The organism is Legionella sp. PATHC035 (genome assembly GCF_026191115.1).
Classification (GTDB): domain Bacteria; phylum Pseudomonadota; class Gammaproteobacteria; order Legionellales; family Legionellaceae; genus Legionella.
On record NZ_JAPHOT010000001.1, the window covers coordinates 2,088,496 to 2,104,716 of the forward strand.

Genomic DNA, 16,221 nt, shown 5'->3' on the forward strand with positions numbered 1-16,221 from the left:
GGATTAGACGCAGTTGTAATCCGGGATTAAGATCCCATTTCCACATTAAATGTTAATGTTTATAAAAATCCCTGTTGTTTCATCCATTCATCATGGGCAAATTTAGACATGTAATTGCGAATGGAGTCAGGTAAAATAACCAAGCATTTTTGTCCGCTACTTAAAGATTTCGCAGCTTGCAGTGCGGCCCACATTGCCGCCCCAGAAGAACCTCCTACCAATAACCCCTCTTCACGGATTAAATCCCTTGCAGTTCGAAATGAATTCAGATCATTTGTTTTAATATATTTATCAATTAAATCATTATCTAAAACATCTGGAAAAAAGTCATAGCCTATGCCCTCTACCGCATAGGATTTAATTTCGGTTCCACCACCAAGAATAGAGCCCTCGGGATCAACACCAATAATTTTAATCTCCGGATTATATTCCTTAAGGCGTCTCGCAAGACCAGTAATTGTGCCTCCAGTTCCTACTCCGGCAACAACCATGTGTAAGTCCTTGCCAAAATCATCAATAATTTCCTGGGCGGTACCATGATAGTGCGCATTAGGGTTATTCGGATTGGCGTATTGATCAAGAATATAGGAATTGGGGATTTGCGCTTTCAGTCGTTTAGCTAAAGAAATATGACTTTCCGGATCATTATAGGCTGCTTCTGTTGGAGTACGGTAGATCGTGGCTCCCAGGAGCTCAAGAACGGATTGCTTTTCCTGACTCATTTTCTCAGGCATAGTAATAATGACTTTGTAACCTAATACCGCACCTGCGAGGGCAATACCTATTCCTGTATTCCCTGAGGTAGGTTCAATCAGTGTATCACCTGGCTTAATATGCCCATCTCGCTCTGCATTAACAATCATTTCATAGCCGATACGATCCTTAACAGAACCACCAGGATTAAAAAACTCACACTTTGCATACAACTCACAATCAAGCGCACGGCCAAGACGATTAATTTTTACTATGGGAGTTTTTCCTATGGTGGCAAGAATATTCGGATAAATCATATTAGTCCTTTATTGGAGAGTAATTTGCTTTTGATTATATGGGTTTTAAGCAAAAAAAAAAATTCTTGTATGATTTGGGTGGTGATTTTAAAGTTTTTGATTTATATTAAGTTTTCTAAAACTAACAAAGCAGGGAGCTGAATATGTTTAATTTAAAATCACTTAAGTGGTGTTTTGGTATTGCTTTGTCTCTAGGCTTGTGTGCATGCATGGATATGCAACGTTCAGAACATGCTAATAACAATGCTCAATACTATGAGCAAATGAATGCCCAGAGCAAACAAACAGCAGGGAATAAGGCCAAAGCCCAAAAAACTTATGCTTCAAAAGATCCTACTCAAAAAGCAACCCCAGGACCTAAGCGAAATGCTGCCCCACAAATTCCGGTAATCCAGCAATAATGATTGTCTCCGGGTTATGGCGTCTGCCTAACCCGGGTTATGACGTAACCATCTGGTTTATTCCCTTTAAAACCTTGCAATCCTATTAATCGAGATGTTAGCTTACTTATTGTTTGTTTCTTTCAACGGATTGATTTTTACTCTATGAAAAAAGTATATCGAATTATAGCGACTGCTTTAGGGATAACCCTTTTTTTACTCTCTAATCAAATTTTTGCTGTGAATCCGACGGGAATCATTACTCCTTCAGTAATCAACAAAAGCACTACTACAAATCCGAAAGAAATTCCTTTAAAAAAAGCGTTAGCAACAGCAACATCAACTCCAGTGCAAGAGGACAGCGAAGAGGCTAAAAAATTATATCAAGAACGACTAAAAAAAAATCCGAGTGATGAAGACGCGCGTCTTCTTTTAGCGAATTATTATATAGCTAAGAGGCGTGATTTAACGGCACTTTGGGTTATTAAACAAGGATTGCGGCTTAATCCAAACAGCGTTTTATTGCTGATGAAATTAAGCGATATCCAGACTTACCTTACCGCCTATGCTCCTGCGATTGCAACCAACAAAAAAATTCTCACCCTAGATCCGAACAATGTCTATTCCAAGCAATATTTATCCGATGTAAAGCAAGTTATTCCTCGTTATGACTACGGGGTGAATGAAGTCGGTTTTACCACAGATAACTCCTACGTTACTGGTTTTCATCAAATTTGGGATTATTCTTCACTGTATTACACTCGAGATACGAGCTACGGTCGATTTGGTGGTCGTATTAATTTTGCAGCACGACAAGGATTCACTGCACCCCAATATGAGTTGGATTTTTCACCGGTGCTTAATCGGGATGTTTCATTTAATTTGGTGGCTACCTATGCGAATCAACCCAATTTATTTTCTGATTACTCCTATGGAGGACAGGCAAACATTAGTTTGACGAGTTCTCTCCAGTTTACGGGTGGCGCAATTTATTCGAACATCGCACCTACTTTTTTTATGACTTACATTGCAGGATTAAATTATGCGGTAGGTAATTATTTGTTGAGCGTGACTCCATACTATTTTGTCCCGCAAACCAATGTGAAATCAGTGTTAATGACTGGAGTGATTAAACGTTTTTTTGGCACGGAGGATCATTCCGTTTCTTTAACTGTGGGTATAGGCCATAGCCCTGACTTGGCCAATTTGACGACGGTTAATTTTATTGTGCTAAAGAATGATTTTGCAAATCTGCTTTATGAATTTCCCATATTAGCACACCGTCTGGTTGTTGATTTACAGATTGGATATCAACGCTGGGAGTTTCCGACAGGCGAAATCAATAATTTTTATGATACCTTAGTTGGTTTGAAATATCGATTTTAAGTCGCTTGCATAAGTTGGGCCTGACGGCCCAGCTCTTACATTCTAAACTGACTAAAAGGAACAGTGCTGTTTATTTCATCTTCTCTTGCTTGGCGTTCTTCAGCCATTTCTGTCTGAATTTGCATTAATTCCAGACCATCTTTAATCATTTCATCTCGTACCGCTTGCCGGGAAGCTCGATCTCCAAAGAAGCTCACTTTTTTCTTGCACGCCTTGTCGCTTAACTGATGAGTTGTTCGTGCATTTTTGTGATCCGCATTAATTGTTGCAAATTTTTGAGCCACAGGGATTTCTCTTTTATGTTTCATACTTGAACCTTATTTTCCTATAAGTTTTTATTAGTTTCATCCTTACATTATTTTTGAAAGCAAAGTCCATTTCTACTTCAGATAAGTTAATTGAATGACGCAGATTCTCCCTTTTTCAAAGAGATCACCCCTTCAAATTAACAGGGGGGCAAACTATGCAACAGATTGGCATCGATTTTCAAGTGATTTTTCTAGGTGCTGCTGACAATTCGAATCTCTTGGCTAAAATGAGATGGAATTTATGTGCGGTCAACAGCCCCTAATGAATTACTGCGGAGCAATCATTTCTTCGGGTCTTACTAATTCCGCGAAACGCTCTGCAGTTAAAATTCCAAGTTTCACTGCTGCTTCTTGCAAGGAGGAATTGTCTTGGTGTGCTGTTTTAGCGATTTTTGCGGCTTTATCATAGCCTATGTGTTGATTCAGTGCCGTGACGAGCATCAAAGAGTGATGCAGATAATAGTCGATCACCTGATGATTGGCCTCGATTCCTTCGGCACAAAATTCTTGAAATGAATGACAGGTATCGGCTAACAAATTAAGGGAATGCAGTACGTTAAAGATGATCACCGGTTTAAATACATTCAGTTCAAAATTACCTTGGCTGTCCGCGATACCCACTGTTGCGTCATTTCCCAGCACTTGCGCGCAAACCATAGTCATGGCTTCACATTGGGTAGGATTCACTTTTCCAGGCATGATTGAAGAACCAGGTTCATTTTCTGGAATGATCAATTCCCCAATACCACAACGTGGGCCAGAAGCTAACCAACGAATGTCATTTGCAATTTTCATTAAAGCACAAGCCAGTGTTTTCATGGCACTGTGGGCATTAACTAATGCTTCGTGTGAGGCGAGCGCAGCAAATTTATTCTCTGCGGTAACAAAAGGCAATTGGGTTATCTCGGCAATGTGTTTGGCAACTTTTGCGGCAAATTGTGGATGTGTATTTAAACCAGTTCCTACAGCGGTTCCCCCTGCAGCTAATTCGTAAAGTTCAGGCAATGCCCCTTCAAGACGTTGCAGGCACGCATCCAGCTGGGCAACATAACCAGAAAACTCCTGCCCTAAAGTGATTGGCACGGCATCTTGTAAATGGGTTCGGCCAATTTTAACGATATCTTTGAATGCTGCCATTTTAACCGCCAAGGCATCACGCAAACTTTTCACTGCGGGAATTAATTTCTTATTAAAAGCAATGGCTGCGGCAATGTGCATCGCTGTCGGGAATGTATCATTGGAAGATTGAGACATATTCACATGATCATTAGGATGAATAGGCGATTTACTACCCATGGTTCCACCAGCCAGTTCAATTGCACGATTTGAAATGACCTCATTGGCATTCATATTGGATTGCGTGCCACTGCCCGTTTGCCATACATGCAAAGGAAAATGCTCATCCAGCATTCCCTTACTCACCTCATCGGCAGCCTTAATAATTAAATCTGCTTTATCTTTAGGTAACTTGCCTAAGTCCAAATTGGTCAATGCGGCGGCTTTTTTTAAGATACCAAAAGCGTGAGTGACCTCACGCGGCATAATGTCCTTGCCGATATTAAAGTGATGTAATGATCGTTCAGTCTGTGCACCCCAATATTTGTCGGCAGGGACAGCGATTTCACCCATGCTATCAGATTCTATGCGTGTTTTGCTCATGGTTTTTAATTTCCTTAGACCCTAGTGAAATAAAAAATTCTAACACATAGGGCAAAAATAAGTAATTTTTGTTATAGTGTTGGCATGATTACCGACACGTAGCCTGGGTTAGACGTAGCCGTAACCCGGGAACCAGAGGCAGAAAAATCTGGGATATTTGCATACAAACCCAGATTACCCTGCGCTAATTCGGACTTACAAAGCCTCCAGGCTACATAAGAGAACCACCAGCACATGAGAGCAGTACGTATTTATCAATCTGGAAACTACCATACAGGCCAACATTTAGAATTATCTCCCGAAGCCAGTCAACACGTTGGGGTTGTTTTGCGTATGCAGGTTGGTGAAAAGATCACTTTATTTTCTGGTGATGATCGCGAATTTGACGCAACTATAGTTGCTGTGAAAAAAAAACAAGTCACGGTAGTCATTGGTTCGGTAAATGAGGTGAGTCGTGAATCCCCATTGGCTATCCATTTGGCTCAAGCAATTTCCAAGGGGGAGCGCATGGAGTTCGTCATGCAAAAAGCAGTCGAACTCGGTGTGACCAGTATTACTCCTCTTATTACGGAGCGTTGTGTCGTCAAATTAGATAAGGAGCGAATGGCAAAAAAACTCCATCAATGGCAGGCGATAGTCATTGCCGCGTGTGAACAATCAGGAAGGAATCAAGTTCCTGCAGTAAATGCCCCCATCACTTTAGAACATTATGTCCGTGAGGTTCAAGTTGGATTGAAATTGATCTTGCACCCCGGTGAGAATAAAAAATGGCGAGATTATATGATTGGATCTGCTGCGATTGCCTTGCTTATTGGCCCGGAAGGGGGATTAAGTGACCACGAGGTTCAATTGGCGTGTCAGCATGGATTTCAACCTTTATCTCTGGGGCCAAGAATTTTACGCACAGAAACCGCGGCGCTTACTGCCTTAAGTCTGTTGCAAGCGATAGGCGGTGATCTATAATAGTACTTGTAGTCAGTCTCTCTCAATGCGAAAATCTAAAAGCATAATGCTACCAATATCAATATATTCCTTGATGCAGAGTGAGTTTGGCGATTAACTTATTTTAAACAACAGAGGTTGACTCATGAGTGATCTTATTAAAACAATATCAGATGCAAGTTTTGAACAGGATGTAATCCATGCTAATAAGCCTGTTTTAGTTGATTTTTGGGCTGAATGGTGTGGTCCATGTCGTGCATTGACCCCAATATTGGAAGAAGTGGCTGCTACTCATGGTGAGCAAGTAACTTTTGCCAAGATTAATATCGATGAACACCCACAAACACCGGCAAAGTTTGGTGTGATGAGTATTCCAACATTGATTTTATTTAAAAACGGTCAGGTTGAAGCTGTTAAAATGGGTTTGCTTTCAAAATCTCAATTAAGTGCTTTTGTTGAGAGCCACGTTTAATTTTTTATTTTTCTATATAAAAAATGTTGTATCTTTGAGTAAAGCTGTGATAGCCTGTTGCAATATGTGATATAATTTAAATATATCACATAGGCAGCAGAATCCTTAGCTGCTATTCTTGAATAATATTTTTCCCGGATATCCAATTCGAAATTAATCAACCAATCAAGTGAGAAGTATGAATCTTAGTGAACTTAAGCAATTGCCTATTGCCGATCTCTTTAACATCGCACAAGAGATTGGTGTCGAGAATCCTTCCCGTATGCGCAAACAAGAAATTATTTTTGCCATTCTTAAGGCCCACGCCTTAAAAGGTGAAGACATCCACGGTGATGGTGTTTTAGAAGTCCTGACTGATGGTTTTGGTTTCTTGCGTTCTGCCGATGGCTCCTATTTGGCAGGCCCTGATGATATTTATGTATCTCCCAGCCAAATCAGACGTTTTGGTTTACGTTCTGGTGATACGATTTCAGGTAAAATTCGTCCTCCCAAAGATAGCGAGCGTTATTTTGCTTTGTTGAAAGTTGATGAAATCAATTACGATTCACCTGATAGTGCCAAACGAAAAATTTTATTTGAAAACCTTACTCCTCTCTTTGCTACCGAGCGCTTGGTCATGGAGCAAGGAAACGGCAGTACCGAAGATTTGACGGCGCGAGTTGTTGACTTGTGTGCTCCTTTTGGTCGAGGACAACGTGGTTTGATTGTTTCCCCACCCAAAGCAGGTAAAACACTAATGCTGCAAAACATCGCACGTTCTATAGAAAAGAACTATCCTGAATGTTACCTCATCGTGTTATTGATTGATGAGCGCCCTGAAGAAGTAACTGAAATGCAACGTTCTGTTAAGGGAGAAGTGGTTGCGAGTACGTTTGATGAGCCTGCGAACCGCCACGTTCAAGTTGCCGAAATGGTTATTGAAAAAGCCAAGCGCCTGGTGGAACACAAGCGTGATGTGGTTATTTTGCTTGACTCAATTACTCGTCTGGCGCGAGCGTACAATACGGTGATTCCTTCATCTGGTAAAGTACTTACTGGGGGTGTTGATGCCAATGCGTTGCAAAGACCTAAGCGTTTATATGGTGCCGCACGTAACATTGAAGAAGGTGGTAGTCTGACTATTATTGCTACAGCTCTGGTAGACACAGGTTCTAAAATGGATGAAGTGATTTACGAAGAATTCAAGGGAACCGGTAATATGGAGATCCACTTGAGTCGTAATATTGCTGAACGTCGTGTTTTCCCTGCGATTAATATTAACCGTTCAGGTACACGCCGTGAAGATCTGTTATTAAGCCCAGAAGATCTACAGCGCACTTGGATATTGCGCAAAATTCTGCAGTCTATGGATGAATGTGATGCGATTGAGTTCTTGCTTGAGCGTATGAAGAATCATAAAACCAATGCTGAATTTTTTGATGCAATGAAACGCCAAGAGTAGTACTTATAAAAAATGCAACCTGGGGGAGGGCCCAAAGCGCCTAAACCCGGGAATTGTTAAGCTCCTTTCAGGACTATCTGCCATAAGTCAAGAAGAAATACCCTCTCCCACTCGTGGAAAGGGGTAGGGGTGAGGGCGATTAAACAATACCCTCATCCGCCCTGACGGGCACCTTCTCCCTAAAGGGAGAGGAGAAATTTCTTGAAATGGCAGCGAGGTTACTAGGGGATTATGAATGAAATACTCTGATTTAAGAGATTTTATTACACAACTTGAATCACGTGATTTATTAAAACGCATCACCTATCCTGTATCACCCTATCTTGAAATGACGGCAGTCAGTGATCGAGTACTTCGCTCTGGCGGCCCTGCTCTTCTCTTTACTAATACGTCAAACCATAACATGCCTGTTTTAACTAATTTATTTGGCACGGTTGAGCGTGTGGCGATGGGAATGGGTGAAGACAGTATCAGTGCGTTGCGGGAAGTTGGCAAATTACTGGCTGCCTTAAAGGAGCCTGATCCGCCTAAAGGATTTAAGGACGCGTTTAATAAGCTCCCTTTGTTAAAACAGGCATTAAATATGGCACCAAAATATGTGAGTGGTGCCGAATGTCAAAACCATGTTTGGGAAAAAGATGAGGTCGATCTGACTTCATTACCTATTCAAACCTGTTGGCCTAAAGATGCTGCTCCATTAATCACTTGGGGGCTTGTAACCACCAAAGGACCACATCAAACGCGTGAAAATATGGGGATATACCGGCAACAGCTGTTGAGTAAAAATCAATTGATCATGCGTTGGTTGTCCCATCGAGGAGGTGCACTGGATTACCAGGCATGGCAAAAAGCTTATCCTGGAGAACGTTTTCCAATTGCAGTGACGCTTGGTGCTGATCCTGCAACAATACTCGCAGCCGTAACCCCTGTTCCTGATACTTTATCGGAATATGCTTTTGCGGGATTATTACGTGGCCAACGCACTCGTTTGACGCAGTGCATTGGAAATGAGCTGCATGTCCCTGCGAGTGCGGAAATTATCCTGGAAGGTTATTTAGAGCCTGGGATTGAGGCGCCAGAAGGGCCTTATGGCGATCACACCGGTTACTATAATGAAGTACAATCTTTCCCAGTGTTTACTGTGGAGCGCATAACCCATAGAGACTCCCCCATTTACCACAGTACTTATACTGGCCGGCCACCTGATGAGCCTGCTATTTTAGGCGTTGCATTAAATGAAGTATTTATTCCCTTGTTACAGAAACAGTTCCCAGAGATTGTTGATTTCTATTTGCCGCCTGAAGGATGCTCCTATCGTTTAGCCGTAGTGACTATCAAGAAGCAATATCCTGGGCATGCGAAGCGAATAATGATGGCGGTATGGTCATTCTTAAGACAATTTATGTATACCAAATTTGTAATCGTCTGTGATGATGATATCGATGCGCGTAATTGGCAGGATGTGATCTGGGCGATGACGACCCGTATGGATCCTGCACGAGATACCGTAATGATCGAAAATACTCCCATTGATTACCTGGATTTTGCTTCACCTATTTCAGGTTTAGGCTCAAAAATTGGCATGGATGCAACAAGTAAATGGCCTGGAGAAACTCAAAGAGAATGGGGGGAGCCCATAGTGATGGATGAAGAGATCATAAAAAAGGTCGATGGTTATTGGTCGTCTTTGGGGTTGGACCGATGAAGGAAAAAACAATTAAAGCACTCGTAGAAGATATTTCACCATTGACAGACAGTATTATGCGCTTGGTTTTAACTCCAGAGACTTACGTGGATTATCAAGCGGGACAATATTTACAAATTCTTTTTAATGAAGAAGCTTTTAGCTATTCTATTGCCAATGCGCCATTAGGATCGCATAAATATGAACTGCATATTCGACATAGCTTGGATAATCCCTACAATCAGCGTTTATTTGCCCATATCAAAGAATCGGGGGCGGTGACTCTTCGCTTGCCTTTTGGTACCTGTTCCATTGAGCATTTGTATCCAAACCGTCCTATAGTATTTATCGCGGGTGGAACTGGATTTGCGCCGGTAAAAGCGATGATCGAGCAGTTATTATCGACTTCAGATACTCGGCCTTTTGAGTTATTTTGGGGCGCTCGTTTGCAAAATGATTTATACATGGATGAAAAAGTAATGGCTTGGCAAGCTCATGTGAGTCGCTTTAACTATTTTTCTTCGGTATCAGAAGATAACGGCGTGCCTCTAGCCTCCTTAGTACTGGCCAAGCATCCACAAGATCTTCGTAAATGGCAAATAGTGATTAGCGGACCTTTTGATATGGTGTACAGTACACGTGATGCATTGGTCAATAGCGGGGTTTCACCTGCTCATTTATTCTCAGATGCATTTAGTTTTGAAGCAAAATAAGGAAGCATTTTATGGAGACTTTATACCAAATCCTAGGTCTTATTGGTGCCGGATTGATTATTTTTATTCTGTACCGCGCGATAAAAGGAAGCCCTGAACAATTTAGCAAAGAAAATTTAAATAAAAGTTTTTTTACTATGGGGGTTTTGGCGCTTGGATTGATTGGTTTTATTGCGCTGTTAGTTTTAATTTTAAGAAATACATAAAAAGTAGCCTGGGGCAGGCGCAAGCCCTCCCCGGGGAATTGAGCCAGATCTTCCCGATTACGCTACGCTAATCAGGGCTGCAAAGAGCATCTAATGTGGGGGATGTGCATTACTGTAATGTCCTCCATTTTCTTTTAAATAAAATCCAATATGCGGATTGTTAATAGGCACTCGGCTGGTATCTGCGATCAACATGCATTCCTCCACATAAGTGATTTGGCTGCTGTCATCAACCAACAAGCGATACCACGGATTGCGCGTAGCAAATTCGCGTTTATGTGCTTGTGGATTATAACGACCCGAAGCCTGAAATAAGGGGTCCACATCGACAACAATCGCTCTGTAGCGGCTGTGTTTATGAATGACTAAATCTCCAATATTGAATTGTGCAATTTTGTCCATCTAAGCCTCTTTGTTGTGCATTTTGAATAATATATCGGACGAAATGAAATAAGCTTGAAGGGTAAAGAAAAGGCAAAGAAAAAATAAAGACTCAAAATTGATGGCTGATGAATCAAAAAGCAAATTGTTGGGTTTCTGGTTTTTTGTCGGCAAATTGTTTGTTTGGGTCTTAATTTGTTCTTATTTGCTTCATTTTCTAATCGTTATCACTCTGGATTCGAGCGAAAATGAGGCAATTCAATAGTCAGGATGCCTTGTTCTGCATACGCGTGCTGAACCGCTGTCCACACTTCATCATATGAGTTGATGCCTGGAATAATCAGATAGTGAACGCAGGGATCGAGGATGCATACTTTTTCTCCAGCCGCTGCCAAGCCTTCAGCAGCTTGTTGTACACAAATATTTCCGCATATGCCGGTAAGCATGAGCTCGCTGTATGCTTGATTGTGAAAAAACTGCAGAAATGACAAAGCGCACTCATCATAAATCGGGTTCCCCGTATTCAAAAATTGAGGATCACTTAATTCAACTTCTTCCTTAAGTTTCATGCCCGCAACAGGTGCAGAAAAATTGATTTTAGCGAAGCGATAAATCGGGATATTTTCTTTCAGATTTTCTAGTCGTTCTTCTATGGGCTGAGAAATCGCTGCACCGATGGTGCCATTAAGGCAATGGAGTCCATATTGCCCTTTATGCGGATTAAATGGCAGCAATTCATTGTGTTCGATGCTTAGTGTTTTTTGCGTATGCACTATCCCATAACTTTGCAACATGATTTGTGCATCGATGTTGTCGAGAGTCCGTTGGAACACATGTGCATCTTGAGTGGTAATAATCTCAAGATGATGGCCCAGTTTGGGATAACCGATAATGAGTTCACTAACTGCATCAAGTAATGCCATATTACGAAACAAAGTATGTTCGCCACCGGGGGCATATAAGGCAAAATCGTGTAGCACGAAGTCATTTTGAATGTCGACTAATATGAGGGCTAATTTTTTAGTTTCACTGAGCTTTTTAAGGACTATATTTTTTAATTCTTCTTTTAATCCAGGATCCACTTCATCGTATTGTTGATTTATTTTTTGAAAACGAGAGGCGGCATTTTGTCGTAATAATGCTTGTGTGTGTAGGTGTTGTGTCAATCTCGATTCATTAGGCATATTTATTTTATCGTAATGAAAACATTAGGCTGCATAATACAAATTTAAAATGCTTATTTCTATTATAGTCGTTGTGGGTTTCAGGGAATCGATGACGGTGTACTCTAACTTGGGTTTCATTGCGAGGAGGGGGTTCTCCATTTCCGAAAGGGCTTTGTGTTGCTTAAAAATAGATCCCCGCTTTGCGCGGGGATGATATTTAAGCTGGCAGATTACTCTAATTATAATTAAATCTCAAATAGCGTTCGGATATCTTCCAAGGCTTCATCAACCGGAGCTTCAATTTCTTTTTGAGCTGCCGTTTTGTCAAAGAAGAGCGTTGCTCTTCCAGTCAGAACTTTTGAACAAACCAATTTGGCTAATGTAGCCAGGCTGAATAACAAATTGCCGGCAATGAAATACCATGGTCTGTGTCCACTCATCACATCATCTTGGCTGTGTAACCGTGCTTTAACCTTCATTTCAAATTGTTGGTAGGCCACTTTATTAGGGAGCCCCGCTTTATTTTGATAAACAAATTGATCCACATCTTGAGTAAGATCAGCAGCAAGTCGTGCTATTATTCCGTTTTGAGGCTCGGGCAAGGTTCTTGCATAACGCTCTATATCTGTAATTTTTCCATATAAATCTAGCATTTTTAGGGCATATTGTTCCTCTTTACCTTTTTTCCTTTTCAAAGCGGAAAGCGCTTGGCGTACTTGGGTAGAACGGTTGTCTACTGCTTCAGGTTTCGCATCTGCATCCATGAGCTTCACTGCAATTCGACTCAGCGTCGCTTGCAATTTGACTCCAGGAAACTCATCAATTTGAGTCATAATTTTCTTCAGCAACGCGTCACTGTTTCCGGTGTCCACGTAGGTTTTGAATAACCCAGTATTTTCGTTAACTAACTCGTCTATGAATTGTTCGCGAAACTCCTTATCAGTTGCGTCAAAATAATCTTTAGCACGATAATACTTATTCTGGTTACGCTCCTGTTTATAGTTTTCAAGCATTCTTTTAAATTCAGTGGCAAGAATCACACGTGGTTGTTTTAACTCTTCTTGGCGGACTAACTCTTCTTGCTGCAGTCGTTGTTGTCGTTCTAGTTCCTGTTGTTGCTCTCGGGCTCGTTGTCTGTCCTGCTCTTCATTTTGTTCTATTTCTTTAATTTTCTGATCAAGTACTGTTGCTTGCTCTTCGAGTTCCCTGATGGTAACGGTGTCTATTTTAGTGATTTGCAAAGACAGCTCAGAGACTTCAGCGGCTAATTTATCGCGCTCCTCGAAGTTGGAAGTTAATTTACTTTTGAGCTGTTCCAATGTTTTTGAGGTATTTGAGAGTGATTCTAGATAACGATTATCTTCGTTGTGAGCAAATTCTTGTGCTTCAATTTTTTGGGGAACAATAGTGGATAATTTTTTATAATCGGTACTTTTCCAAGTTAAAAAATAATGCGATGGATCCTCTCCTAAAATTTCCAGCATTAGGTTAAAACCGGTATTTGCAGGGTTTTTACGGCTAGGAAGACCTGATCCATTGGCAAGTCTTGCAAGTTCGCTAGAATCATAAGCGTTAAAACCTAAATTAAGGTGATTTTGCACGGCTTGCAAAAAATTTAATAATTTCTGTGTCTTATCCGGATGTGCTATTTCTTGATATTTCGTTACGGCCTCCTCGATAATATGAAATTGTCCCTGAAGATGTTTTAAAACATCTTCCTTATTTAGGGTATCGAGATGCTCTGAAGCGCTTGCCTGTATCTGTACGACTTCTAAAGTGTCAGGGATCGTTTTTGTTATGATAGTTTGATTATCTTTATTATATTTTTCAATCCGTATTTCAATCTCTGACTTTCTCTGTTGCAACCGGGCAATTTCTTCTTTTTGTGCAACGATTAGCTTTTGTTTCTCTTGATACTGGTGGACTAATTGGAGTTTCTCTATCATTTTGCGCTCACATCTAAATGATTAAAATATGGGCACGAATTATAAAACAAAATCATTGCATGGTCATTAAGTGAGCACTATATTTGTTTAAAATAAATGCAAAACAGCTTTAAATGAAATAAATGGCCAGTATAATCCCGGTTTCGTAGAGCAGACAAAGTGGAACCGCGAGCATGATTTGAGAGAAAACATCGGGGGGAGTCAGTAACATCCCTACAATAAAAGCGCCAACAATGACGTAAGGTCTGATTTTTTTTAGCGTCACTACCTCAATGAGGTTTAAACGCACTAAAACGAAACAAATTAACGGCACTTGAAAGCAAAATCCAAAGGTCATGAGCATTCGAGTTATAAAATCCAATGCGTAACTCATATCGGGCATGTAACGCACCCCTTTCGGCAGTGCATGGGCAAAAAAATGGAACATAAATGGCAGCACCAGATAAAAACAGAATAAAACTCCAGCAAGAAACAGCAAGAGGCTGAAGCTTAAGGCGATGCGCAGTGTAGTTTGTTCTCTTGGATACAGGCCGGGACTGATAAACCGCCAAAATTGAAATAAGGCAATGGGAGCACTCAGTAATAGTGCCGCATCCGCAGCCAGTTTCAACGGAGTAAATACTGGAGAGGTTACTTGGGTGGCAATTAAGCCTTCTTGTGCAGAAAGCGAGTGCAGTAGTGGGCTAACCAGCGCCTGGAACAAATCATTCGCCCAAAAAAAGAATATAAAAAATAATCCGCCAAAACAAATCAGGGTCTGTAATCCACGACGGCGCAGTTCTAAAAGATGATTGAGCATGAGTATTGTTTACGCCTAAGTTAGAATCATTACCTTATCACTCTCATCAAGGTGAAAGGAATCCCCTCATCCTGGTGTGGAATAGGGCCAAAGTGAGGGTTCATCGATCCCAATCAATGCCCTCAGCCATCCTTCGGAGACTTCCTTCCTGTATTCCGTCATCTTGAGTGCAACAAGGGATTTCAATGCTGTAGCTGCTTATCTCCATGAGGAGATCCCTGGCTCTGCCCGAGATGACGGGAAGAAGGCAATATTCCCTACCATGAGAAAGAGGTCGTTTTAAACTTCCGCAAGCTCTTTGCTTTTCACGCCAATTTTTTCAGGTCTTATTTCTCTTAAACGATTAAATTGATCAACAAAAACTACAGTTGGAACCAGGTTGGCACAGTCCTCTTCCAATACTTGGGTAAACGAGGCAATAATGATTAAATCCCCCGGAGTGACTAAATGTGCTGCTGCTCCATTAACGCAAATTTCAGTCGAGCCAGGTTTACCGGTAATCGCATAAGTCTCAAATCGAGTACCTGCAGTGATATTCCATACATTAACTGCCTCATAAGGCAATATGTTTGCCGCTTTAAGAAGCTCTGGTGAAATAGTAATGCTTCCCTCATAGTCCAAATCGGCTTCGGTGACACAAGCACGATGAATTTTGGATTTTAACATTTTTCTATAAGCCATAAAGATCCCAGCCTTGTTCATAGTGGGCGAATTTTACACCAAATTGTGAAGTTTAGGCTATACCCAAGTAACCCCAAAAGGCTCATTTTGGACGGCTTTATTGAGTTAATTTGGTCATCTAAGTTTCAGGCTTGGATTTTAAAGTCGATTGCGCGCTGGTCATGGAAAACCAGCATTCTACTTCGTTTGTTTTAGGCTACTTTTTATTGAGGATGCACGTTATAATTGGTTTTTTATTTATAGGATGAACTAAGGTGAGGCATAGCCCACGTAAGCGGTTTGGCCAGAATTTTCTACAAAACCGACACATTATTGATGATATTGTACGCGCAATCAATCCGCAAGAGGAAGATAATATACTGGAAATTGGTCCAGGCTTGGGTGCGTTGACTGAGCCATTGTTGCGTCGTTTAAATCATTTAACCGCTGTCGAAATTGATACGGATTTACAAAAATATCTGGCAGAGCTTCCTATTGCGCAGGGGAAATTACATTTGGTTGCTGCAGATGCGTTAACCCTAGACTACAGCCAATTTGGCGCTCAATTACGTGTGGTGGGTAATTTACCCTATAATATTTCAACTCCACTACTAATTCATTTGTTAGGTTTTGCTTCATACATAGAAGATATGCATTTTATGTTGCAAAAGGAAGTTGTAGACCGTATGGCAGCACAACCGGGCAGTAAGGCCTATGGCCGATTAACGGTGATGTTGCAGTATCATTGTGCGGTGGAACATTTGTTTGATGTACCCCCAGAAGCATTTGATCCACAACCCAAAGTCGATTCAGCGGTGGTCCGCCTTATACCCCATCGTGTTTCTCCTTTTGAACAAGTTGCTGTGGCGCAGCTGGAGCGATTGGTGGCGAGCGCTTTTGCCATGCGCCGAAAAACACTAAATAACAATTTAAAGGGAATTATAACGGTTGAGCAATTGAGTACTTTGGGCATTGATGGAAATAAAAGACCAGAACAGATTTCTATTCAGGAATATGTTCAACTAGCGAAATTTATTTCCAATTAGTGTAAAATTAATCATCATGGAC

The 16,221-nt window shown here is 41.1% G+C and carries 17 protein-coding genes; 9 read left to right on the forward strand and 8 right to left on the reverse strand.

The window, feature by feature from the left end; all coding sequences use genetic code 11:
• Positions 1 to 59: 59 nt before the first annotated feature.
• Positions 60 to 1,010, reverse strand: a complete 951-nt coding sequence (locus OQJ13_RS09180; RefSeq protein ID WP_265710559.1) for a pyridoxal-phosphate dependent enzyme — start codon at positions 1,008 to 1,010, stop codon at positions 60 to 62.
• A gap of 143 nt (positions 1,011 to 1,153) precedes the next feature.
• Here OQJ13_RS09180 and OQJ13_RS09185 point away from each other — a divergent pair, with 143 nt between their 5' ends.
• Positions 1,154 to 1,411, forward strand: a complete 258-nt coding sequence (locus OQJ13_RS09185; RefSeq protein WP_265710560.1) for a hypothetical protein — start codon at positions 1,154 to 1,156, stop codon at positions 1,409 to 1,411.
• Positions 1,412 to 1,555: 144 nt separating this feature from the next.
• The gene (locus tag OQJ13_RS09190; protein WP_265710561.1) at positions 1,556 to 2,776 is read left to right on the forward strand and encodes a YaiO family outer membrane beta-barrel protein; all 1,221 of its coding nucleotides are present in this window, start codon (positions 1,556 to 1,558) and stop codon (positions 2,774 to 2,776) included.
• Between the two features lie 35 nt (positions 2,777 to 2,811).
• Here the strand turns inward: OQJ13_RS09190 and OQJ13_RS09195 are convergent, their stop codons facing one another.
• Together OQJ13_RS09195 and fumC are read right to left on the reverse strand one after the other, a co-directional pair.
• The gene (locus OQJ13_RS09195) at positions 2,812 to 3,084 is read right to left on the reverse strand and encodes a hypothetical protein (protein ID WP_265710562.1); all 273 of its coding nucleotides are present in this window, start codon (positions 3,082 to 3,084) and stop codon (positions 2,812 to 2,814) included.
• Positions 3,085 to 3,351: 267 nt separating this feature from the next.
• The gene (gene fumC / locus OQJ13_RS09200) at positions 3,352 to 4,743 is read right to left on the reverse strand and encodes a class II fumarate hydratase (RefSeq protein ID WP_265710563.1); all 1,392 of its coding nucleotides are present in this window, start codon (positions 4,741 to 4,743) and stop codon (positions 3,352 to 3,354) included.
• Between the two features lie 234 nt (positions 4,744 to 4,977).
• On the opposite strand from fumC, the gene OQJ13_RS09205 reads away from it, so the two are divergent.
• The 6 genes from OQJ13_RS09205 (at position 4,978) to OQJ13_RS09230 (ending at position 10,201) form a co-directional block, all read left to right on the forward strand.
• Complete coding sequence (locus OQJ13_RS09205) at positions 4,978 to 5,706, forward strand: 16S rRNA (uracil(1498)-N(3))-methyltransferase (RefSeq protein WP_265710564.1); 729 nt, start codon at positions 4,978 to 4,980, stop codon at positions 5,704 to 5,706.
• 124 nt (positions 5,707 to 5,830) lie between these two features.
• On the forward strand, positions 5,831 to 6,157 hold the full coding sequence (trxA, locus tag OQJ13_RS09210; protein WP_028382391.1) for a thioredoxin: 327 nt from the start codon (positions 5,831 to 5,833) through the stop codon (positions 6,155 to 6,157).
• 178 nt (positions 6,158 to 6,335) lie between these two features.
• Positions 6,336 to 7,598 carry a transcription termination factor Rho gene (gene rho / locus OQJ13_RS09215; RefSeq protein ID WP_010652211.1) on the forward strand — a complete coding sequence of 421 codons (1,263 nt, stop codon included), beginning with the start codon at positions 6,336 to 6,338 and terminating at the stop codon, positions 7,596 to 7,598.
• A 235-nt stretch (positions 7,599 to 7,833) separates the two neighbouring features.
• Complete coding sequence (ubiD, locus tag OQJ13_RS09220; RefSeq protein WP_265710565.1) at positions 7,834 to 9,303, forward strand: 4-hydroxy-3-polyprenylbenzoate decarboxylase; 1,470 nt, start codon at positions 7,834 to 7,836, stop codon at positions 9,301 to 9,303.
• Positions 9,300 to 9,995 carry an NAD(P)H-flavin reductase gene (locus tag OQJ13_RS09225; RefSeq protein ID WP_265710566.1) on the forward strand — a complete coding sequence of 232 codons (696 nt, stop codon included), beginning with the start codon at positions 9,300 to 9,302 and terminating at the stop codon, positions 9,993 to 9,995. Before ubiD ends, OQJ13_RS09225 begins: the two co-directional genes overlap by 4 nt.
• 11 nt (positions 9,996 to 10,006) lie before the next feature.
• Positions 10,007 to 10,201, forward strand: coding sequence for a hypothetical protein (locus tag OQJ13_RS09230; protein WP_265710567.1), 195 nt, complete (start codon positions 10,007 to 10,009; stop codon positions 10,199 to 10,201).
• Between the two features lie 90 nt (positions 10,202 to 10,291).
• Here OQJ13_RS09230 and hspQ read toward each other — a convergent pair whose 3' ends face one another.
• From hspQ to panD, 5 genes are all read right to left on the reverse strand, one after another.
• Positions 10,292 to 10,603: a heat shock protein HspQ gene (hspQ, locus tag OQJ13_RS09235; RefSeq protein ID WP_028382395.1), complete on the reverse strand. Its 312-nt coding sequence runs from the start codon at positions 10,601 to 10,603 to the stop codon at positions 10,292 to 10,294.
• A gap of 206 nt (positions 10,604 to 10,809) precedes the next feature.
• Positions 10,810 to 11,766, reverse strand: coding sequence for an isochorismatase (locus OQJ13_RS09240; protein WP_265710568.1), 957 nt, complete (start codon positions 11,764 to 11,766; stop codon positions 10,810 to 10,812).
• A 227-nt stretch (positions 11,767 to 11,993) separates the two neighbouring features.
• Positions 11,994 to 13,694: a hypothetical protein gene (locus tag OQJ13_RS09245; RefSeq protein WP_265710569.1), complete on the reverse strand. Its 1,701-nt coding sequence runs from the start codon at positions 13,692 to 13,694 to the stop codon at positions 11,994 to 11,996.
• 109 nt (positions 13,695 to 13,803) lie between these two features.
• Positions 13,804 to 14,493, reverse strand: a complete 690-nt coding sequence (tatC, locus tag OQJ13_RS09250; protein WP_265710570.1) for a twin-arginine translocase subunit TatC — start codon at positions 14,491 to 14,493, stop codon at positions 13,804 to 13,806.
• 279 nt (positions 14,494 to 14,772) lie between these two features.
• The gene (gene panD / locus OQJ13_RS09255; protein ID WP_265710571.1) at positions 14,773 to 15,174 is read right to left on the reverse strand and encodes an aspartate 1-decarboxylase; all 402 of its coding nucleotides are present in this window, start codon (positions 15,172 to 15,174) and stop codon (positions 14,773 to 14,775) included.
• Positions 15,175 to 15,428: 254 nt separating this feature from the next.
• Here panD and rsmA point away from each other — a divergent pair, with 254 nt between their 5' ends.
• Positions 15,429 to 16,199, forward strand: coding sequence for a 16S rRNA (adenine(1518)-N(6)/adenine(1519)-N(6))-dimethyltransferase RsmA (gene rsmA, locus OQJ13_RS09260; RefSeq protein WP_265710572.1), 771 nt, complete (start codon positions 15,429 to 15,431; stop codon positions 16,197 to 16,199).
• The last annotated feature ends 22 nt before the right edge of the window (positions 16,200 to 16,221 follow it).